This window comes from Denitromonas ohlonensis, from assembly GCF_007625205.1.
In the GTDB taxonomy this organism is placed as follows: Bacteria; Pseudomonadota; Gammaproteobacteria; order Burkholderiales; family Rhodocyclaceae; genus Nitrogeniibacter; species Nitrogeniibacter ohlonensis.
Genome location: NZ_VMNI01000007.1, coordinates 210,614 through 231,338, shown reverse-complemented (window position 1 = coordinate 231,338; position 20,725 = coordinate 210,614). Strand labels below are relative to the sequence as shown.

At 62.2% G+C, this 20,725-nt stretch carries 20 protein-coding genes; 14 read left to right on the top strand and 6 right to left on the bottom strand.

The features are described from left to right. Complete coding sequence (locus tag FHP89_RS08270; RefSeq protein ID WP_144173006.1) at nucleotides 1–561, top strand: TMEM165/GDT1 family protein; 561 nt, start codon at nucleotides 1–3, stop codon at nucleotides 559–561. Nucleotide 562: 1 nt separating this feature from the next. On the opposite strand, the gene recN is transcribed toward FHP89_RS08270, so the two are convergent. Together recN and FHP89_RS08260 are read right to left on the bottom strand one after the other, a co-directional pair. Further along, nucleotides 563–2,230: a DNA repair protein RecN gene (gene recN, locus FHP89_RS08265; protein WP_144173000.1), complete on the bottom strand. Its 1,668-nt coding sequence runs from the start codon at nucleotides 2,228–2,230 to the stop codon at nucleotides 563–565. Between the two features lie 30 nt (nucleotides 2,231–2,260). Next, the gene (locus FHP89_RS08260) at nucleotides 2,261–3,145 is read right to left on the bottom strand and encodes an NAD kinase (protein WP_144172992.1); all 885 of its coding nucleotides are present in this window, start codon (nucleotides 3,143–3,145) and stop codon (nucleotides 2,261–2,263) included. A 126-nt stretch (nucleotides 3,146–3,271) separates the two neighbouring features. Between FHP89_RS08260 and hrcA the strand changes: the two genes are divergently transcribed. Genes hrcA through FHP89_RS08245 form a run of 3 tightly spaced genes read left to right on the top strand, consistent with a single transcriptional unit; the run spans nucleotide 3,272 to nucleotide 5,829 of the window. Further along, complete coding sequence (gene hrcA / locus FHP89_RS08255) at nucleotides 3,272–4,297, top strand: heat-inducible transcriptional repressor HrcA (protein ID WP_144172983.1); 1,026 nt, start codon at nucleotides 3,272–3,274, stop codon at nucleotides 4,295–4,297. Between the two features lie 24 nt (nucleotides 4,298–4,321). Further along, complete coding sequence (hemH, locus tag FHP89_RS08250) at nucleotides 4,322–5,434, top strand: ferrochelatase (protein WP_144172974.1); 1,113 nt, start codon at nucleotides 4,322–4,324, stop codon at nucleotides 5,432–5,434. Continuing rightward, the gene (locus tag FHP89_RS08245) at nucleotides 5,431–5,829 is read left to right on the top strand and encodes a phage holin family protein (RefSeq protein ID WP_260851520.1); all 399 of its coding nucleotides are present in this window, start codon (nucleotides 5,431–5,433) and stop codon (nucleotides 5,827–5,829) included. The genes hemH and FHP89_RS08245 overlap by 4 nt, the downstream gene beginning before the upstream one ends. A 24-nt stretch (nucleotides 5,830–5,853) precedes the next feature. Here FHP89_RS08245 and FHP89_RS08240 read toward each other — a convergent pair whose 3' ends face one another. After that, a complete protein-coding gene (locus FHP89_RS08240) occupies nucleotides 5,854–6,384 on the bottom strand; it encodes an AP2 domain-containing protein (protein ID WP_144172972.1) in 531 nt (176 codons plus the stop codon). Between the two features lie 147 nt (nucleotides 6,385–6,531). On the opposite strand from FHP89_RS08240, the gene trxC reads away from it, so the two are divergent. After that, on the top strand, nucleotides 6,532–6,969 hold the full coding sequence (trxC, locus tag FHP89_RS08235; RefSeq protein WP_144172970.1) for a thioredoxin TrxC: 438 nt from the start codon (nucleotides 6,532–6,534) through the stop codon (nucleotides 6,967–6,969). A gap of 8 nt (nucleotides 6,970–6,977) precedes the next feature. Here trxC and FHP89_RS08230 read toward each other — a convergent pair whose 3' ends face one another. Further along, complete coding sequence (locus FHP89_RS08230) at nucleotides 6,978–8,339, bottom strand: protein kinase domain-containing protein (RefSeq protein WP_144172968.1); 1,362 nt, start codon at nucleotides 8,337–8,339, stop codon at nucleotides 6,978–6,980. Nucleotides 8,340–8,537: 198 nt separating this feature from the next. On the opposite strand from FHP89_RS08230, the gene grpE reads away from it, so the two are divergent. From grpE to FHP89_RS08210, 4 genes are all read left to right on the top strand, one after another. Then, on the top strand, nucleotides 8,538–9,125 hold the full coding sequence (gene grpE, locus FHP89_RS08225) for a nucleotide exchange factor GrpE (protein WP_144172966.1): 588 nt from the start codon (nucleotides 8,538–8,540) through the stop codon (nucleotides 9,123–9,125). Nucleotides 9,126–9,212: 87 nt separating this feature from the next. Beyond that, complete coding sequence (gene dnaK / locus FHP89_RS08220) at nucleotides 9,213–11,141, top strand: molecular chaperone DnaK (protein WP_144172963.1); 1,929 nt, start codon at nucleotides 9,213–9,215, stop codon at nucleotides 11,139–11,141. An 86-nt stretch (nucleotides 11,142–11,227) separates the two neighbouring features. Further along, complete coding sequence (gene dnaJ / locus FHP89_RS08215) at nucleotides 11,228–12,355, top strand: molecular chaperone DnaJ (RefSeq protein WP_144172961.1); 1,128 nt, start codon at nucleotides 11,228–11,230, stop codon at nucleotides 12,353–12,355. 448 nt (nucleotides 12,356–12,803) lie between these two features. Further along, nucleotides 12,804–13,925 (top strand): ABC transporter substrate-binding protein, encoded by a 1,122-nt coding sequence (locus FHP89_RS08210; protein ID WP_144172959.1) that lies wholly within the window; start codon nucleotides 12,804–12,806, stop codon nucleotides 13,923–13,925. Nucleotides 13,926–14,030: 105 nt separating this feature from the next. Here the strand turns inward: FHP89_RS08210 and FHP89_RS08205 are convergent, their stop codons facing one another. Together FHP89_RS08205 and cysS are read right to left on the bottom strand one after the other, a co-directional pair. Continuing rightward, a complete protein-coding gene (locus FHP89_RS08205) occupies nucleotides 14,031–14,756 on the bottom strand; it encodes a Crp/Fnr family transcriptional regulator (protein WP_144172957.1) in 726 nt (241 codons plus the stop codon). Between the two features lie 54 nt (nucleotides 14,757–14,810). Then, a complete protein-coding gene (gene cysS, locus FHP89_RS08200) occupies nucleotides 14,811–16,190 on the bottom strand; it encodes a cysteine--tRNA ligase (RefSeq protein WP_144172955.1) in 1,380 nt (459 codons plus the stop codon). 212 nt (nucleotides 16,191–16,402) lie between these two features. On the opposite strand from cysS, the gene FHP89_RS08195 reads away from it, so the two are divergent. From FHP89_RS08195 to FHP89_RS08175, 5 genes are all read left to right on the top strand, one after another. Continuing rightward, a complete protein-coding gene (locus tag FHP89_RS08195) occupies nucleotides 16,403–17,626 on the top strand; it encodes a nuclear transport factor 2 family protein (RefSeq protein ID WP_144172953.1) in 1,224 nt (407 codons plus the stop codon). Further along, entirely contained in the window at nucleotides 17,623–18,804 is a 1,182-nt protein-coding gene (locus FHP89_RS08190) for a L,D-transpeptidase family protein (RefSeq protein WP_144172951.1), read from the top strand. Before FHP89_RS08195 ends, FHP89_RS08190 begins: the two co-directional genes overlap by 4 nt. Before the next feature lie 75 nt (nucleotides 18,805–18,879). Continuing rightward, complete coding sequence (locus FHP89_RS08185) at nucleotides 18,880–19,440, top strand: peptidylprolyl isomerase (protein ID WP_144172949.1); 561 nt, start codon at nucleotides 18,880–18,882, stop codon at nucleotides 19,438–19,440. Between the two features lie 28 nt (nucleotides 19,441–19,468). Beyond that, complete coding sequence (locus tag FHP89_RS08180) at nucleotides 19,469–19,963, top strand: peptidylprolyl isomerase (protein WP_144172947.1); 495 nt, start codon at nucleotides 19,469–19,471, stop codon at nucleotides 19,961–19,963. A gap of 8 nt (nucleotides 19,964–19,971) precedes the next feature. Next, the gene (locus FHP89_RS08175) at nucleotides 19,972–20,715 is read left to right on the top strand and encodes a UDP-2,3-diacylglucosamine diphosphatase (RefSeq protein ID WP_144172945.1); all 744 of its coding nucleotides are present in this window, start codon (nucleotides 19,972–19,974) and stop codon (nucleotides 20,713–20,715) included. Nucleotides 20,716–20,725 lie beyond the last annotated feature (10 nt).

The following is a 20,725-nucleotide window of genomic DNA, read 5'->3' as shown; positions in this document are numbered from 1 at the left end:
TTGGAAACCTTTCTGACGGCGACCGCTCTGGTCGCTGTCGCCGAAATCGGCGACAAAACCCAACTCCTCTCCTTCATGCTGGCCGCGCGATTGAAGCATCGCAGCGCCATCATCTGGGGCATCCTCATCGCCACCGTGCTCAACCATGCGCTGGCCGCTGCGGCGGGCGCCTGGCTGGCCCAGTGGCTGCCGGAGGGCTGGCTGAAGTGGGCGCTGGTCATCAGCTTTGTCGCATTCGGGCTGTGGGCGCTTCTCCCCGACACGCTGGACGACACCACCACCCCGCCCGCGCACACCGCGTGGCGGGTGTTCATGATCGCGCTGGTGGCGTTTTTTGTGGCGGAGATTGGTGACAAAACCCAGTTCGCGACCGTGGCGCTGGGCGCACGCTTTGATGGATTGACCTGGGTCGTGCTGGGCACCACGCTGGGCATGATGATTGCTAACATACCGGCAGTGCTGGTTGGCGAACGCCTGGCCCAGCGCCTGCCCGGTCACATCATGCGACGCGTCGCTGCGGCGGGGTTCATGCTCACCGCGCTGATCACCGCCCTCAACTGACTCAGGCGGTTGGCGTCAGGCCGAGGATTTCCGAGGCGTGCTGGCGGGTGGTGTCGGTGATGTTGACGCCGCCGAGCATGCGGGCAATCTCATCGATACGGGCTGCGTCATCCAGCACGGCCACGGTGCTCACCGTTTCGCCATCGCGCTGCGTCTTGGCGATGGACCACTGCCAGTTGGCCTGCGCCGCCACCTGCGGCAAGTGGGTCACGCACATCACCTGGCGCTGCACACCCAGCTCGCGCAGCATGCGGCCGACAATCTCGGCCACCCGACCGCCAATACCGACATCCACTTCGTCAAAAATCAGGGTCGGCACCGCCGCGGCGCGACTGGTAATGACCTGAATCGCCAGCCCGATACGCGACAACTCGCCGCCGGACGCCACTTTGGCCAAAGGCCGCACCGGCTGACTGGGGTTGGCGGCCACCTGAAATTCCACACTCTCGTTGCCGTGAGCGCTGCCCTCCGGCATCGGCAGCAAGGCAATGTCGAATTGCCCCCCGGTCATCGCCAGCGTTTGCATCGCGGCAGTCACCTGCTCAGACAAGGCCTTGGCCACCGGCGCACGCGCCGTACTCAAATCGGCCGCCAGTGTTGCGTAGGCGCGCTGCGCGGCCTCGGCTTTCTCTTGCAGTGCGACCGGATCGGCATCCGATAGCAAGGCGTCCAGCCGGGCACGGCGCTCGGCGAGCACATCCGCCAAAGCCTCGGGGCTAACCCGGTGTTTGCGCGCCATGTCGGTCACGGCCGCAATACGGGCTTCAATATCGGCCAGGCGTTCGGGGTCCGCCTCGACACGATCCCGATAGCGCCGCAGGCCATGAACCGCCTCGTCCGCCTGAATGGCCGCACTGCTGAGAAGCTCTTGCAGTTCTTGAAGTGTTGGGTCGATCGCCGCCAGTTCGGCAATCCGTACGGCCATGCGCTCGATCTCGCCAATCAGCGGCTGCTCGCCTTCGTCCAGCACATCCACCGCGGCCGACACGCCTTCGAGCAGCCCGGTGGCGTGACCCAATCGGGCGTGTTCGGCTTCGAGTTCGCGCCAGGCGTCGGCATTGAAATCGAGCGCGTCGAGCTCCTTCACCTGCCATTCGAGCAGTTCGCGCTCCTGCGCCACACCGGCGGCGTCAGCCTCAGCCCGCTGGCAGGCCTGACGCGCCTTTTGACACTGCTGCCAGGCGGCAGCAACAGCCTTTGCCTGGTCTTCGAGGCCTGCGTAGGTGTCAAGCAAATTGCGCTGCGCATCAGCGCGCAGCAAGGCGTGGTGTGCGTGCTGCCCGTGGATATCGGCCAGCCAGGCGCCGACCTCGCGCAATTGCGTGAGCGTGACACTCACACCGTTGATCCAGGCGCGCGAGCGGCCGGTCTGGTCGACTACGCGACGCAGCAGCAAGCTGTCGTCATCCACGTCGATGGCTTGCTCGTCCAGCCACTGCATCAGATCGTCGGCTACCGGCAGGTCGAATTCGGCACTCATCTCGGCCCGCGCCTGCCCCGCTCTAACCACCCCGCTTTCGGCACGATCGCCCATCACCAAGCCGAGCGCGTCGAGCAGGATGGACTTGCCCGCACCGGTCTCGCCGGTGAGCGCGCCAAAGCCTGCATCGAAATGCAGTTCGAGCGCATCAACAATGACGAAATCGCGGATATGAAGACGACGCAGCATGGATGGACCGTAGGGACGAAAAAACCGGTGTCAGGGCGTGCGCGGCGAGGCGCTCCAGTGGAGCTTCTCGCGCAGCATGGCGAAATAGCTGTAGCCGGGCGGATGAATGAGGCGGAGGTAATGCGGCGAACGGGTCACACGAATACTGTCGCCCGCCCGTGCATCGAAGCGTTCCTGACCATCGAAGTGCACCCGCGCGTCATGCGGCGCGAGCAGTGTGATATCGATGGTGCAGCTATCAGGCAAGGTGATCGGGCGCGCCGTGAGCGTATGCGGACACAAGGGCACGAGCGCGATACCGACCATGTCGGGATGCAGGATCGGGCCGTTGGCTGACAGCGCGTAGGCCGTAGAGCCCGTCGGGGTGGACACGATCATGCCGTCGGAGCGCTGCGTATAGACAAATTCGTCGTCGATGCGCACATCGAATTCAATCATGCGGCCAATGTCGCCTTTGTTGACCACAACGTCGTTAAGGGCAACCGTATGAAACACGCTACGGGGCCCACGCTTGACGACCACATCAAGCATGAACCGGTGGGCCTCAACGCCTTCGCCGTCAAGAATTGCCCCCAGGCTGACGTCCATGACCTCACGCGCGATGTCCGTCAGAAAGCCCAGCCGCCCTTTGTTGACGCCAACCAATGGCACACCATGCGCGGCCAGGCGACGCGCGGCATTGAGCATCGTGCCATCACCACCCAGCACCACGGCCAGATCGGCGCCAGCGCCGATTTCTTCGTAAGTCGCCACGGCAAAGCCCGAACCGAGACGGGTGGAACTTGCCGTGCCTTGCTCGATCAACACATGCAGCCCGCGAGCACGCAGAAAATCGCCGATTTGCAGCACGGCGGCGGCCACATCGGGGCTTTGGTATTTGCCGATCAGAGCGATCGTCTTGAACGCAGGATTCATAGGGCAAAGATTAAACCACAAGAATCCGGGCGATTCGACGGTGCAAAGCATGACGCCGCCGACACTGCGCTAGGCACACGTGGCAGACTTACTTAAAATCCATGGCCGATCCGGACTACGAACACTATGGCTGAACTCGACGAACGCTCCAGAATCCTGCTCAAGACGCTGATCGAACGCTATATCGCGGACGGCCAGCCGATTGGATCGCGCGCGCTGTCGAAGCAATCCGGGCTGGAGCTGTCACCGGCCACCATCCGCAATGTCATGTCGGATCTCGAAGAGGCGGGCTTCATTTCGAGCCCGCACACCTCGGCCGGCCGGATTCCGACCTCGCGCGGCTACCGCCTGTTCGTCGACAACCTGCTCACCGTCCGGCCCATGCACAAGGCGCAGATGCTCGAACTCAAGGAGCAACTGCAACCTGACCAGCCGCAGCGCCTGATCAGCGCGGCGTCGAACCTGCTGTCGCAACTCACCCACTTTGCCGGCGTGGTGGTGTCGCCGCGACGGGAGGTCGTGCGCATTCGTCAGATTGAGTTTCTGTCGCTGTCAGAGACACGCATTCTGCTGATCATCGTCACCACGCGTGGTGATGTCCAAAACCGCATCCTGATCACCAACCGCAAATATTCGCCGTCGGAGCTGGTCACCGCAGCCAATTACCTCAACCAGCAGTACGCTGGCCTCGACTTCGAAGACATCCGCATCCGGCTCAAGGCCGAGCTTGAGCAGCTGCATTCAGACATGTCCGAGCTGATGACCGCGGCGGTCGATGTCGGCTCGAAAGCGGTCGAGGAATCCTCCCAGTACATCCTGTCGGGCGAAACCAATCTGCTCGACGTGGAAGACCTGTCGTCCAACATGGTTCGCCTGCGCGAACTGTTCAAGCTGTTCGACCAGAAAACCGGTCTGCTGCAATTGCTCAACGTGTCCAACCGGGCCGAAGGCGTGCAGATTTTCATCGGCGGCGAGTCGGGGCTCGCGCCGCTCGACGAATGCAGCGTGATCACCGCACCTTACGAAGTCGATGGCCAGGTGGTTGGCTCGCTAGGCGTGATCGGTCCGACCCGCATGGCCTACGAGCGCGTCATCCCCATCGTCGACATCACCGCGCGCCTGCTCTCGAGCGCGCTGTCGTCAAACAATTGAACCCGCTTTTCCGGAGACATCTTGATGGCCCGTTACCGGCCTGAACCGACGCATGCTCACGGCAGCACACCGCGCATTGGTGTCTTGCTGGTCAACCTCGGCTCGCCCGAGGCACCCACCGCAGCCGCCGTCCGCCCCTACCTCAAACAGTTTCTGTCCGACCCTCGCGTGGTCGAGATCCCCCGGCTGGCGTGGTGGCCGATCCTCAACCTGATCATCCTCAACACCCGCCCTGCCAAGTCTGCCGAAAAGTACGCCTCCATCTGGACCGACGAAGGCTCGCCACTGCGCGTGTACACCGAACGTCAGGCCAAGTTGCTGGCCGGTTTCCTGACCGAGGCGGGACATCACGACGTGAAAGTGGACTGGGCCATGCGTTACGGCCAGCCGTCCATTCCCGACCGGCTCGATGCGCTGCGCGCTGCGGGCTGCGACCGCATCCTGGTCGTGCCGCTCTACCCGCAATACGCCGGCAGCACGGTGGGCAGCGTGATGGACGAGGTCGCCAGCAGTATTCACGCCTGGCGCAATCTGCCCGAACTGCGCTTCATTCGCAGCTACCATGACGACCCCGGCTACATCGCGGCGCTGGCCGCCAGCGTGACCGAGCACTGGGCCAGAAATGGCCAGGCCGACCGCCTGATCCTGAGCTTTCACGGCGTGCCGCGCTACACGCTCGACAAAGGCGACCCCTATCACTGCGAATGCCACAAGACCGCGCGCCTGCTCGCTGACGCGCTCGACATCGCGCCCGAGCGCGTGATGCTCACCTTCCAGTCACGCTTCGGCAAGGCCGAGTGGCTCAAGCCCTACACCCAACCCACACTCGAAGCCCTGCCCAAGCAAGGCGTACGCTCGGTCGACGTCATGTGCCCCGGCTTCTCCTCGGACTGCCTTGAAACGCTCGAAGAGATCGCCATGGAGTGCAAGGAGGCCTTCCTCACCCACGGCGGCGAGCGCTTCCACTACATCCCCTGCCTGAACACCCGCAACGACTGGATGCATGCGCTCACCGCACTGGTGATCCGCCACGCCGGCCACTGGCTTGAAGCGGACCCCCGCCGAAGCACGGCGGATCGTCAGATCGGCAAGGCGCGCGCCGTCGCCCTGGGCGCCAAGAACGGAGACGCGAAGTGAATGTGACGCTGATCGCGCGCTGGGCGCTCAATGCGGTGGCCTTGATGCTGGTGCCCGAGTTGGTGGACGGGCTGGAGGTGACGTCCTACACCACGGCGCTGATCAGCGCCCTGCTGCTCGGCCTGGTCAACGCCCTGATCCGCCCGGTGCTGATCTTGATCACGCTGCCGATCACGGTGCTGACCCTGGGCATCTTCACCCTGGTCATCAACGGGCTGCTGTTCTGGCTGGTTTCCGGGCTTGTCGCAGGATTGCTGGTGCCGGATTTTTCCACGGCATTCTGGGGGGCGCTGGTCTACAGCCTGCTCACCTGGGTAGTCAGCATGGCCTTGTCGGACGGCAACAAAACGGTGCGCGTCAGCGTCAATCGCTGGCCGCCCGATGGGCGGGGCTGAGTCAGCCCGGCCCCTTCCAGACCATCAGAGTCGGGCCGACTTGTCTGCGCCGTTGTGTGACGGCGATTTGCGCGCCGGCCGCCGACGCACGGCACCCGGGTCGAAATCGCCATCGAGTTTGTTCAGCGCCTCATTGCGCGCCTCGAGCGCCAGTTTGAACGCGCCATCTTCGCCGTATTTATTCACCGAAAACTTGACACGCTTGCGCCGACCGTCCGGCAAGGGCCACGACGCCACCCAGAACCAGCGCTGCCTGTCCTCGGGCAGGTCTCGCGTTTCCGAGGCGCAGTAGCGGCACACGCCGACCACGCCAGAACGATTGTTCTTTTTTCGGATCGACGAATACTCCTGCATCGACAAGGGCGGATGCGCGGCAATCACCTCGTCCCGATAGCTCTTGGCGGCCGAGAAGGCTTTGCGCTTGCCACTGAACACGCCGTCGCTGAAGTGCTTCCGGTAGATCACCCCCCGGCGCTGGATCGTGACCAGCCAGCCATGGGTGCGGCTCGCTTCATTATCGACACGGCTGATGCCATATACGCTGCTTTGGCTCACTCGAACGTCCTCCGGCCCGGATTCATGTGGGGCATAAGGACGCTTTCGGCCGCAGACCGAAAAACTTTACCGGTAGCGGAAGAACGGTCTTGAAAGCCGACAAGCGGCCACCATGTATCAGCCATCGCTAATCATCAGGAACGCCCCATGCCCGCCGACACACCGCAGGTCGTCTGCCCGCACTGCCAAGCCGTCAATCGTGTTCCCGCTCACCGCCTCGGCGACGGCGCGCGCTGCGGTAAGTGTCGCGAGCCACTCATCGAAGGCAAAGCCATCCCGACCGGCGCACCGGTCTTCGAGCGCCATCTGGCCAACGATGATCTGCCGGTGCTGGTGGACTTCTGGGCGCCCTGGTGCGGCCCCTGTCGCTCGATGGCGCCGGCGTTTGAGGCCACGGCGAAGGCGCTGATGACCGAAGCCCGTCTGCTGAAGGTCAACACCGAGGATGAACAGGCGCTCGCCGGCCGCTACAACATTCGCAGCATTCCGACTTTGGTGCTGTTTCGTGGGGGACGGGAAGTCGCGCGCATCAGCGGCGCCATGGACGCGACCCGACTGGCCGCCTGGACGCGTGAAAACCTCTGAGCCGCGGCTCAGTCGTCCATCAGTTGCAAATCAATACCCGCGGCCAGCGCCTGGCCTTTGGCGGCCGACGGGGCGTGTTTCGCGACATCCGCCGAGAGCAGGCTCAAGCGCTTGACCATGGTCGTTGTCAGGCGCCGGCGGAACAGGTCCTGACTCTCGTCAGTCGACAAGGCCAGCGCCGCCGGGTTGATCTCAAGGAAAGTCGCGTCGGTCAGCGACACCACCGAGAACACGTGCTTGTGGCCAAGTTCATCGAGAAATGCGGTTTCACCGAATACCTCGTCTTCACCCAACTCGATGATCCGTTTGTTGGCCACCGACAGCTCGACCTTGCCTTCAATCACCAAACCAAAGCGCTGGTCCTGATCGCCCTCGCGAATCAGGGTGGTATTCGGTTTCACGGTGCGCCAGGTGGAGATGCGTAGCGCTTCCCAGACATCGATGTCGTCAAACTCGGTGAAAAAGCTCAGCTTGCGCAAGGTCGAGAAGCGACTGGTGTCTGGCGGCAGAAGCTTGTCATCGACCAGCTGGTAGCGGACGGCCGACAGATCCTTGGCAAACTCGGCGCCGTTCTTGTAGCGCGAGTACAGATCCTTTTCGAGCGACTTGCGTATCACGCGATCCATCAGCTCCGGCAGATCCGGCAATAGCTGCGTCACGGCAGGCGGATCGGCATTGATGATCTTGTAGATCAATTGCGCGGGATTCTTGGCGCGAAACGGCAAACGCCCCGTGAGCATGTGAAAAAGCACCACACCCAGCGAGTAGAGATCGGTTTTCTGATTGAGCGGATAGCTCTTGATCTGCTCCGGCGACATGTAGGCCGGCGAGCCGACGCCCATGATGAAGGTCGAATCGGTATCCACCTTCTTGTTGATGTTCATGGCCAAGCCAAAATCGGTGATCTTGACGTTGTCCTTTTCATCCACAAGGATGTTTGCCGGCTTGATGTCCCGGTGTACCACGCCCTGACGATAGGCATAGTCGAGCGCCATGCAGCACTTGAATACGATGCCGATGGTTCGATGCACCGGCAGCAAGTGGGCGAAAGTACAGAAGCGCTCGAGCGATTCGCCGGCGAAATACTCCATCACCACATAGGCTTCTTTGTGGGCGACCACGCCTTCGAAGATACGGATGATGTGCGGATGGTTGAGTCGACTGGCGACCGCCCGCTCCGCCTTGAGCAGTTTCAGCAGCCGCCGGTTCCACTTGGCTTCGTCCTTGGACTTGTCTTCGAAGCGGATGTACTTCAGGGCCACCGGCTCCGGATAGTCCGGGCTCTCGGCCAGGTAGACGGTGGCCGTCGCGCCCTTGCCAAGCTCCTTGATGATCCGGAAATTCCCGATCTGTGCCGGGAGATCGCTCATTGAAATCCTCCACCCAAGCCGTGACGGCACACACGCGCGGCCGTATTTGATACGCATCATTATGCCCCCGCCTCCCCGGCTTGATGCAAATCACACCATTACTGGGCACAACAAATTTCGCTTTTTCGGCTTGAAATCCGCGACCCAGCCCCAAGTTAGGCCTGCATCGCCCAACTCAAACCGCATCAGGACCGATCCATGCAAGAGAAACAGACGCCCGAAGCCCCCGAGCAAACGCCGGTTATCGACGTCAATGCGACCGACACCGACGCCACAGAAAACACCATTGAAGCTGCCCAGGACACCGCGCAAGCCGACGTGATGCCGAGCCTGGAAGAAACCCTGCGCCAGGCCGAACTCAAAGCCAGCGAACATCACGACGCCTGGCTGCGTGCCAAAGCGGAGACCGAAAACGTGCGTCGCCGCGCGCAGGAAGACATCGGCAAGGCCAGTAAATTTGCCGCCGAAAAATTCGCGCAGGCCATGCTGCCGGTCAAGGACAGCCTTGAGGCCGCCCTCGCCGCCGAGAACAGCACGGTCGAAAACCTGCGTGATGGTGTTGAGCTGACACTCAAGCAACTGACCGCCGCCTTCGACGGCGCCGGCCTCGCCGTCATCGACCCGATGGGCGAAAAATTCGACCCCAACCTGCACCAGGCGATCAGCGCCCAGCCGGACGACGGCGAGCCGAACCGTGTCATCAACGTGCTCCAGCGCGGCTACAGCCTGCACGAGCGGGTGATCCGTCCGGCGCTGGTGATCGTTTCTGCGCCCAAAGCGGGTTGAAATTTCGCACCACGCCCCCACTTCTGAATTCAACAACGGACCGGATGCCTGGTCCGGCCAGACAAGCATCTCGTTAAAGGAACCATCATGGGAAAGATCATCGGTATCGACCTGGGCACCACCAACAGCTGTGTGTCCGTCATGGAAGGCGGCAAGCCCAAGGTCATTGAAAACTCCGAAGGCGCGCGCACCACGCCGTCCGTCGTCGCTTACGCCGAAGACGGCGAGATCCTGTGCGGCGCCCCGGCCAAGCGTCAGGCGGTGACCAACGCCAAGAACACGCTGTTCGCCATCAAGCGTCTGATCGGCCGTCGCTTCGAAGAAAAAGAAGTGCAAAAAGACATCGCGATGATGCCCTACACCATCGCCAAGGCCGACAACGGCGACGCCTGGGTGGAAGTGCGCGGCAAAAAAATCGCCCCGCCGCAGGTGTCTGCCGAAGTGCTGCGCAAGATGAAGAAAACCGCCGAAGACTACCTCGGTGAAGAAGTCACCGAAGCGGTCATCACCGTGCCGGCCTACTTCAACGACAGCCAGCGTCAGGCCACCAAGGACGCCGGCAAGATCGCCGGTCTGGACGTCAAGCGCATCATCAACGAGCCGACCGCAGCCGCGCTCGCTTTCGGCATGGACAAGAAGCCGGGCGACTCCAAGATTGCGGTGTATGACCTGGGCGGCGGCACCTTCGACATCTCGATCATCGAGATCGCCGACCTCGACGGCGAGCACCAGTTCGAAGTGCTGGCCACCAACGGCGACACCTTCCTGGGCGGCGAAGACTTCGACCAGCGCATCATTGACTACATCGTCACCGAGTTCCAAAAAGACCAGGGCGTCGATCTGAAGAAAGACGTGCTGGCCCTGCAGCGCCTGAAAGAAGCCGCTGAAAAAGCCAAGATCGAGCTCTCTTCCGGCAGCCAGACCGAAGTCAACCTGCCCTACATCACTGCTGACGCCTCCGGCCCCAAGCACCTGGCCGTGAAGATCACCCGCGCCAAGTTCGAGTCGCTGGTCGAAGAGCTGGTGAGCCGCACGATCGAGCCCTGCCGCGTGGCGCTCAAGGATGCCGGCCTGAAAGTGACCGACATCGACGACGTGATCCTGGTCGGCGGTCAAAGCCGCATGCCCATGGTGCAAGCCAAGGTCAAGGAGTTCTTCGGCAAGGAAGCCCGCCGCGATGTGAACCCGGACGAAGCCGTCGCCATCGGCGCCTCGATTCAGGGTGGCGTGCTGCAAGGTGAAGTCAAGGATGTGCTGCTGCTCGACGTCAGCCCGCTGAGCCTCGGTATCGAGACCATGGGCGGCGTGATGACCAAGCTGATCCAGAAGAACACCACCATCCCGACCAAGGCCAGCCAGGTGTTCTCGACGGCCGAAGACAACCAGAACGCAGTCACCATCCATGTGTTGCAGGGTGAGCGCGAGATGGCCGTCGGCAACAAGAGCCTGGGCCAGTTCAACCTGTCCGACATCCCGCCGGCACCGCGCGGCATGCCGCAGATCGAAGTCACCTTCGACATCGACGCCAACGGCATCCTGCATGTGTCGGCCAAGGACAAGGCCACCGGCAAGGAAAACAAGATCACCATCAAGGCCAACTCCGGCCTGAGCGACGAGGAAGTCGAGCGCATGGTGCGCGACGCCGAGGCGCACGCCGAAGATGACAAGAAGGCGCATGAACTGGTCGATGCCCGCAACGCCTGCGACACGCTGGTGCACTCAATCAAGAAAGCGCTGACCGAGCACGGCGACAAGATCGAAGCGGAGGAAAAAGCGCAGATCGAAGCGGCCGTTGTCGAAGCCGAAGAAGCGATGAAGTCCAACGACAAGGACACCATCGTCGCCAAGACCGAGGCTCTCGGTCAGGTCAGCCAGAAGCTGGGCGAGAAGATGTACGCCGACGCACAGGCCCAAACCGGTGCGGCGGGTGCGGCTGAAGGCGCCCAGGGTGGCAAGGCCGAAGACGCCGATGTCGTCGATGCCGAGTTCACCGAAGTGCAGGACGAGAAGAAGTAATTCGCTCCCTCGCAACACCCGGCCGGGCCGTACTGCACCTCGTGCAGCGCGGTCCGGCCTTTCCACGACAGAGCTGATACAAGACCATGGCCAAGCGCGACTTCTACGAAATTCTCGGCGTCAATCGTGACGTCTCCGACGCCGACCTAAAAAAGGCTTATCGCAAGCTGGCGATGAAGTTTCACCCCGACCGCAACCCGGACAGCAAGGATGCGGAGGAACACTTCAAAGAGGTGAAAGAAGCCTACGAGGTGCTGTCCGAGCCCGACAAGCGTGCCGCCTACGACCGCTACGGCCATGCCGGCGTCGATCCGAGCATGGGCGCCGGTGCGGGCGGCCAGGGCTTCGAGGGCTTCGGCGACGCCTTTGGCGACATCTTTGGCGATATTTTTGGTGGTGGCGGCGGTGGTCGCGGCGGACGCTCCAACGTCTATCGCGGCGCAGATTTGCGCTACAACCTCGAAATCTCGCTCGAAGAAGCCGCCCGCGGCGCCGAGAAAACCATCCGCATTCCCACCCAGGAACGCTGCGACACCTGCGGCGGCAGTGGCGCCAAAGCTGGCTCACACGCCAAGCCCTGCCCGACCTGCGGCGGCGCGGGTCAGGTGCGCATCCAGCAAGGTTTCTTCTCGATCCAGCAGACCTGCCCGAAATGCCACGGCTCGGGCTCGTACATTCCCGACCCCTGCGCCACCTGCCATGGCGCGGGCCGCGTCAAGAAGCAAAAGACGCTGGAAGTGAAGATTCCCGCCGGTATCGACGAAGGCATGCGCCTGCGTCACGGCGGTCATGGCGAGCCTGGCATCAACGGCGGCCCGTCAGGCGACCTCTATGTCGAAATCCATATCAAACCGCACGCCGTCTTCCAGCGTGAGGGGGACGATCTGCACTGCGAAATGCCCATCAGCTTCGCCACCGCAGCCCTGGGCGGCGACATCGAGATCCCGACACTGGACGGCATGGCCCGCATCAAGGTGCCCGCCGAGACCCAGACCGGCAAGGTCTTCCGCCTGCGCGGCAAGGGGATTCGCAATGTCCGCTCACATGTTCAGGGTGACCTGATGTGCCATGTGCTGGTCGAAACGCCGGTCAAATTGACTGATCGTCAGAAGGAGCTTCTTGAGGAATTTCAAAGTATTGGCTCCGAGAATGCCGACCGACAAAACCCAAAAGCCAAGTCCTGGATGGACAAGGTAAAAGACTTCTTCCAGTAACACCCCTTACCCGGAGTGGCCATTCGTGCCACTCCGATTGCTTCGCGGCCAGCATCGACCGCACATCCGCCCGTACCCCCGTTTCGTCAGCCATCGTCAAACGAACGTTTACGTTCGCGGAAGCTTCGCTATACTCGACCCGCAGGAGACATTTTTTTACAAAAGACATAAATACAATGCCATATCTCACTCTAGGCGGCTCGCCACGAGGGCCCTCGGCCGCGACTGCCACGCGTCCGCACCACACGATCGCTCCCGTCGTACCCGCATGGCTCGGACACTCCGGCCACGGAACATCCAACCGCACTGCCCACCTCCGCCAAAAGCGCGGCCCCCACCCAGCACATCCGCCGCGTGTCACCGCGCGATGCCTGCCCGTGCACGCCGCCTGACCCGAACATCCGCCGAGACTCCGCGCTCCAACGCCCCCCTTACATAGAGGACGCCCATGCGACCACTCAAATCCTGGATCGCCGCAGTGCTGCTCGCGGCCACCCCCCTGGTTCATGCCGAAATCGGCGTCACCGCCGAGCGCATCCTGATCGGCCAGACGGGCGCCGCAAGCGGTCCGCTGGCCACGCTCAACAGTGAGTACCTTGGCGGCGCCGGCCTGTATTTCGACACGGTCAATCGCGGCGGTGGCGTTCATGGGCGCAAGATCGAATTGATCACGCTCGATGACGCCTACGATGCTGAACGTGCAGAACAGAACACACGAGCCCTCATTCAAGACAAGCAGGTGTTTGCCTTGTTCGGATGCTTCGGCACCGGCCCCAGCCTGCGCACGATTCCGGTCGCCACCGAAGCCCGGGTGCCGTTCTTTGCACCCTACACCGGCGCAGACATGCTGCGAGGCATGAAGCCCGAGGTGTTCCACATGCGCGCCTCGTATGGCCAGGAAATCGAAAAGATCGTCAGCCATCTGGTGAGCGCCGGCATCACCAGCATTGGGGTCGTTCACCACGCGGACAGCTTTGGCACCGCGGGCTTGGACGTGGCGCGCAAGGCGCTCGCCGGACGAGGCTTGACGGCAGTCGTCGAGGTTGCGGTCAAAGCCTCGGCCGAAGACGCCGAGCAGGCCGCCGACACGATCGCGCAAGCCAACCCCGCCGCCTTGATCATGGTCACCGCGGGCAAAAGCTCGATCGGAATCATGCAGGGACTGCGCGCCCGCGATGCGCGTCCGATGCTCTACGGCTTGTCAGTCATCAGCGCCAATCAGCTGATCAAGACCTTGGGCGAAAACGCGCACGGCCTGGTGATTGCGCAGGTGGTGCCCTCCCCCTTCCGCTTTGACCATGAGGTGGCTCAGGCCTACCGGAAAGCGGCAGAAGCGGCGAAAGTCGAGATGTCCTACACCTCGCTGGAAGGCTATATGGCGGCCAAGGTGCTGACGGAAGGCCTGACGCGCGCGAGCGCGGAGCTGACACGCGACAAGCTAATCAAGGCGCTGGAAAGTCTGAACGGTTGGGATGCGGGTGGGGTCAAGATCGGCTTTTCGCCCCGCGATCACGTGGCCTCGAAATTTGTCGATCTGGCGATTATCAGCCGCGGGAAATATCTGCGCTGAGAGCACACCAAGCGACGGAGCGCGGGTCGTCGGAGCGCGGCCAAGACACCCGCGTTTGCAGCACCGCGCCGCATCTGGACGCGGCGGCACGACAACCGGCACGACTCAGTCCGCGCGGCTTTCGGCTTCCTGCATCAAGCGATCTGAATCGGCCGTCATGACATAACTGCCTGCCGCCGGCGGCGTCAAAACACCGCTGCGCTTGAAGGCCGCGATCACCCGACTCGCGGTTTCAACGGTGATCCCCAGGATGGCCGCGATATCCGACGAGGCCAGGCGAAACACCTCAGTGCTGCCCGGCTTGGTCTTCAAGCGCAGCAGCAGGCGCGCGACGCGCACACGCGCCGGGGCGCTACCTGCGGTGAGTTCAGCCAGCCACAACTGGGCTTCGGCCAACGCGTCGCCGGCTTTCTCCAGCATGCGCTGACCAAGACCCGAATCGATGGTCCGCAAACGATCGAGCGTAGCCAGCGGCAAGCGACACACCCTCACCGGACCAATGGCGATGGCCGACGCATCGTATTCGCGCCCGCTGAGCACCTCGAGACCGGCCAGATCGCCCGGCTTGATGATGCGCACAATACGCGCCGAGCCATCGGCGCCATGGCGCACCAGCTTGATCGCACCTTCTCGCACCGTATAGAGCGCGTCGCTTCGAGCGCCCTGGTGATAAAGCACCCGCTTTGCCTCGATTTTCAGATCATCGAGACTGCCCTGAACCAGCGCGATCTGCTCAGGTGCCAAGGACGAGAACAAGGCCGAGTCGCGCACCGGGCATTTGGCACAATCGGTGTGCCCGGACCACTGGGAAAGAAGGTGCACTCGCGTCATGAACGAAGTGTGCCCGAATCCAGCCCCGCGTGCCGCGCATGCATGTTCAACATGTCACGCTCGACGCCACAGCGTGCCTTCGGCCGTATCTTCAAGCACGATGCCGGCCGTCTGGAGCTCGGCGCGAATGCGGTCAGCGGCCGCGTAATCCTTCGCTCGCTTGGCGGCCACGCGCTCGGCAATCGCCGCTTCAATGGCGGCTTCATCCAGACCATCGGCGTCACCGCCCCCCTGCAAGAAGCTCGTCGCCGAACGCTCAAGCAAACCGAGCACATTCCCCAGCGCCTGCAACTGCGAGGCCAGCGACGCGTTTGCGGTGCGATTGACCTCGGCGGCCATTTCAAACAACACCGCCATGGCTTCGGCGGTATTGAAATCGTCATCCATCGCGGCGCGGAACCGAAGCGCAAACTCGCCCGTCCAATCCACCACCTCGATTGCCTCGGGCGCGTGCTTGAGTGCCGTGTACAGACGCGTCAAGGCCGTGCGGGCATCATCGAGATGGGCATCGCTGTAATTCAAGGGGCTGCGATAGTGCGCACGCAAGATGAAGAAGCGCACGACTTCGGCGTCGTACTGCTTGAGTACCTCGCGAATGGTGAAGAAATTGCCCAGGCTCTTCGACATTTTTTCGTTGTCGACCCGCACGAATCCGTTGTGCATCCAGTAATTCACATACTGGCAATCATGCGCGCCTTCGCTCTGGGCGATTTCATTTTCGTGGTGTGGAAACTGCAGATCCTGGCCGCCGCCGTGAATATCGAACTGTTTGCCGAGCAAGGCCGAGCCCATGGCCGAGCACTCGATGTGCCATCCCGGACGCCCTTCGCCCCACGGCGACGCCCAGCGTGCGTCGCGCGGGTCATCTTCCTTGGCGCGCTTCCAGAGCACAAAATCGAGCGGATCGCGCTTGCCGTCGGCCACATCCACGCGCTCGCCCGCCCGCAATTCGTCCAGCGTTTTGCCCGACAGACGACCATAGGGTGCGAACTTGCGCACGGCGTAGCAAACATCGGCGTTGTCGGCCACATAGGCCAGGCCGCGGGTTTCGAGTTGGCCGATCATGCCGAGCATGCCCTCGACGTACTCGGTCGCGCGCGGCTCATGATCGGGCGGCAAGACGCCCAGTTTGGCCGCGTCTTCGTGCATGGCAGCGACGAATCGATCGGTCAGGGCGCGAATCGATTCGCCATTTTCGCCCGCTCGTCGGATGATTTTGTCATCGATGTCGGTAATATTGCGCACATAGGTCACATCGTAGTCACTGGCCCGCAGCCAACGCGTCACCATGTCGAACACCACCATCACCCGGGCGTGCCCCAGATGGCAATAGTCATAGACCGTCATCCCGCACACATACATCCGCACTTTTCCGGCCTCTATCGGGCGGAACGGCTCTTTTTCACGCGAAAGGGAATTGTGAATCATCAACATGGGACAAGTGCCTGTTCAGATGGGAGCTTCGTGCCAACGCCCGCGCCAATCGCAAAAAAGGCGGGCCCCACAAGGGGAACCCGCCTTTTTCGACGGCAAGTCGGCAACCGGCAAAGCGCCCCGGGTGAGACTCGACTGATGTTTATTGGTAGAATGCCCCGTTGTTTTTCGAGCTATCAACGGCGACAAATTTGGTGCCGAAGTATATCACAATGAAAAAACGCGACTCCTCCGTCCTGCACGCCGCATCCGCTGCGCTGTTCCTCACTTTCGGGCAGAGCGCCATCGCGTCTGTTCAGGAAATCCAGGCCCTGGTCGCACGTGGCCAATTCCCTGAAGCGATCCGTGTTGCTGACGTCGATTTGACCAGCAATCCCACGGATCCACAGACCCGCTTCCTGAAAGCCGTCGCTCTCACCGAACTGAACAAGGTCGAAGAGGCGATCGGTGTCTTCCGCAAGCTGACCGAGGACTATCCGGAGCTGCCCGAGCCGTACAACAATCTGGCCGTGCTCTACGCCCAGCAAAAGTCCTTCGACAAAGCCAAGGCGGCGCTCGAAATGGCGATTCGCACGCATCCGAGCTACGCCACGGCACACGAAAATCTCGGCGATGTCTACGCCCGCATGGCCAGCCAGGCCTACGACAAGGCCTTGCAGCTCGACTCCAGCAATACCGTCGCGCAATCCAAGCTGGCCTTGATTCGCGAGCTCATGACCGCTTCGGGCGGGCACACACCGCCAGTGGTCATGGCTCAGGCCGCCCCTGCACCAGCCAAGCCCATCGCCCAACCCGTCGCACCGGTCGCCGTTGCCAAGCCCGCGCAGACGCCCTTGCCGTCACCCGTGGTCACACCGGCGCCTGCCCCGGCACCCGCCCCCGTTGCTGCGCCTGCCCCGGCACCCACGCCAGTCGCTGCGGCACCAACACCACCGGCGCCAGTCGCCGTGGCCACACCGACGCCTGCCCCGACACCCGCCCCCGTTGCTGCGCCTGCCCCGGCACCCACACCAGTCGTTGCGGCACCAACACCGGCGCCAGTCGCCGTGGCCGCACCGGCCGCGCCCGTCAAGGCGCCTGCCAAAGTCGACGCCACCGATCCAGTCCGCGAGGCACTCAGCGGCTGGGCGCGCGACTGGGCCCGCAAAGACGTCAAGGCCTACCTGTCGCACTACGCCAAAGACTTCCGCGTACCGGGCGGCCGAAGCCGATCGCAATGGGAAAATGAACGTCAGGCGCGCGTGGGTGACAAACCCGGTGAGATTTCAGTCGTGCTCGAAAATATCGACGTCACGATCAAGGGCCAAACGGCCAAAGCCACATTCCGCCAACACTATGATTCATCCGGCTTTAGCGGCTCCACCAACAAAACACTGGTCTTTGTTCAGCAAGATGGCCGGTGGCGCATTCAGCAGGAATTGATCGGTCTCCAATGAACGTATTCAATACCCTCCGCCTCGGTGTCATCGGGGCGCTCGCAACGGTCGCACTTGGCGCATCCGCGGCAACACTGTCGGACAGCGGCCCGGACGCCGATCTGTTGCGGGTGTTTCAAGCCATTGAATCAAAGCGTCTTGACGAGGCACTCGCGCAGACCGAGGCCATCATCAAGGTGTATCCGAATTTCCGGCTGGCCCACCTGATCAAGGGCGATCTCCTGCTCGCGCGCGGGGGCGCACTCAAAGGCTTCGGTAATACCGGCAGCAGCAGTGGCGCGATCAACGATCTGCGTGACGAAGCGCTGGCCCGGCTGAGCGCCTACCGTGACAAACCGCAGACCCATTACGTACCGCGCTATTTGCTGCAAATGGGCGCAGAGCAGAAGTACGCAGTGGTGGTCGATACCCGCCGCGCCCGACTCTACGTTTACAAGAACGAGAACGGTACGCCGCGTTTCGTGGCCGACTTCTATGCCAGTCACGGCAAGGCTGGCGCTGAAAAAATCCGCGAAGGCGACAACAAGACGCCAGTGGGTGTCTATCACGTCATCTCGCAAATTGATCGCAGCAAGCTCCCCGACCTCTACGGCGACGGCGCCTTCCCGATCAACTACCCCAACGAGTGGGACAAACGGGTCGGCCGCACCGGCTACGGCATCTGGCTGCATGGCGTGCCGCAAGACACCTATGCTCGCCCGCCGCGCGCTTCAGAGGGCTGCGTGGTGCTCGCCAATCAGGACTTCAACACCCTGTCCAATTACGTCCAGGTCGGCATGACGCCGGTCATCATCAGCAACCAGATCGAATGGCTGTCGATGGACGACTGGCAGGCCGAGCGCGGTTCGCTCAATGCGGCTATTGAATCCTGGCGCAAAGACTGGGAGAGCCGGGATGTTGCCCGCTATCTCAAGCACTACGCCAAAAACTTCAAGAGCGGCAGCGCCGATCTGGCGAGCTGGTCGAAGCACAAAAGCAAAGTGGCCGGCGGCAAGACCTGGATCAAAGTGGGCCTGGATCGCATCAGCATGCTGCGCAGCCCCGGCAAGGACGAATTGGTCGAAGTGAGCTTCGATCAGCGTTATGAAAGCAACAACCACGACGATCAGCGGCGCAAGAAGCAATACTGGATCAAGGAAGACGGCCAGTGGCGAATTGCCTATGAAGGCAACGCCTGATTCGCTGATCTCTCGCAATTGACGTGCCGGGGCACACCACCCCGCTCACCCCAAAAACCGACACAGGTAAACACCATGAAAGCACTGTTGCTCGCGCTGAGCTTTGCATTGTCCACAGGCGCCGCCTACGCTGGCCCCAAGGTCGCACTCGAAACCAACAAAGGCCAGATCGTCATCGAACTCGATGACAAAGCCGCACCGGTGACAACCCAAAATTTTCTCAAATACGTCAATGACGGCTTCTACGATGGCGTGATCTTTCACCGCGTCATTCCCGGCTTCATGATCCAGGGCGGCGGCTTTGAGCCCGGCATGAAGCAGAAGAGCACCCGCGAGCCCATCAAGAACGAAGCCAAGAACGGCCTCAGCAACGTCCCCGGCAGCATCGCCATGGCACGTACCAGCGATCCGCACTCGGCCAGCGCCCAGTTTTTCATCAACCTCGTCGACAACAGCAAGCTCGACTACCCCTCGTTTGATGGTTGGGGTTACGCCGTATTCGGCAAAGTCGTAGAAGGCATGGACGTGGTCAAAGCCATCGGCGCCGCGCCGACCGGCATCGCTGGCGGTCATCGCGATGTCCCCACCGAGGACATCACCATTCGCAGCGCCCGTGAAATCACCGGCAGCAAATAATCTCACCCGAACACGCAAGGAGCATCACATGGCAGTCAAACTGCACACCAATCACGGCACCATGACCCTCGAACTCGACGCTGAAAAAGCGCCCGAGACGGTCAAGAACTTTCTGGCCTATGTCGAGGCCGGCCACTACAACAACACCATTTTTCACCGTGTGATCGACGGCTTCATGATTCAGGGCGGCGGATTCGAGCCCGGCATGAAGCAAAAGCCGACCAACGAACCGGTCAAGAATGAAGCCGACAACGGCCTGAAGAACGACAAAGGCACGATTGCCATGGCGCGCACCCAGGATCCGCACTCAGCCTCCGCCCAGTTCTTCATCAACGTGTCTGACAACGACTTCCTGAACCACCGCTCGCCGTCGCCGCAGGGCTGGGGCTACTGCGTCTTCGGGCGTGTGACCGAAGGCCTGGAAACCGTTGACGCTATCCGCGCGGTCAAGACCGGCTCGTCCGGCTTCCACCAGGACGTGCCGACCGAAGACGTCATCATCGAGCGCGCCGAGATCATCTGATCGCGCCCATGGGCACACAGGTGGACGGACCGGTTCTCTTCATTGCCGACCTGCACCTGTGTGCGGCCGAGGCCGCGACCACGCGCGCCTTCGAAGCTTTTTTGGCCGGACCCGCGCGCCAGGCCAAAACGCTGTACATCCTCGGCGATCTCTTCGAGTACTGGGCTGGCGACGACGACCTCGCCGCCCCGTATCACCGCCACATTGCCGATCACCTCACCGATCTCACAGCCAGCGGCACCACCGTCATCTTCGTGGCCGGCAACCGCGATTTTCTGATCGGCGCAGACTTCTGCGCGGCGACCGGCATCGCGCTCGCCATCGAACCTGTCGCCATTTCGCTTGGCGGACGCGACGCGGTCCTTCTACACGGTGACGTCTTGTGCACCGACGATCACGCCTACCAGGCCTTCCGACAACAAGTCCGAAACCCTGACTGGCAAGCCGCATTTCTCGCCCGCCCGCTCGACGAGCGCCGAGCCATCATCGAAGGCATCCGCGCGCAAAGCGAAGCTGGCAAGCAGCAAAAAGCGGCCGACATCATGGACGTCAACGAATCCGCGGTTGTTTCAGCCTTCCAGAGCGCCGAATGCGGCCTGATGATCCACGGACACACCCACCGCCCGGCGACCCATATTCACGACATCGAGAATCAGCCATGCGAGCGCTGGGTCTTGGCTGACTGGCATGGTAGTGCCCCCTATCTAGAGTGCTTGGACGGCGTCTTGCGTCGTAAAGAACTACGCATCTAGCCGACACAAC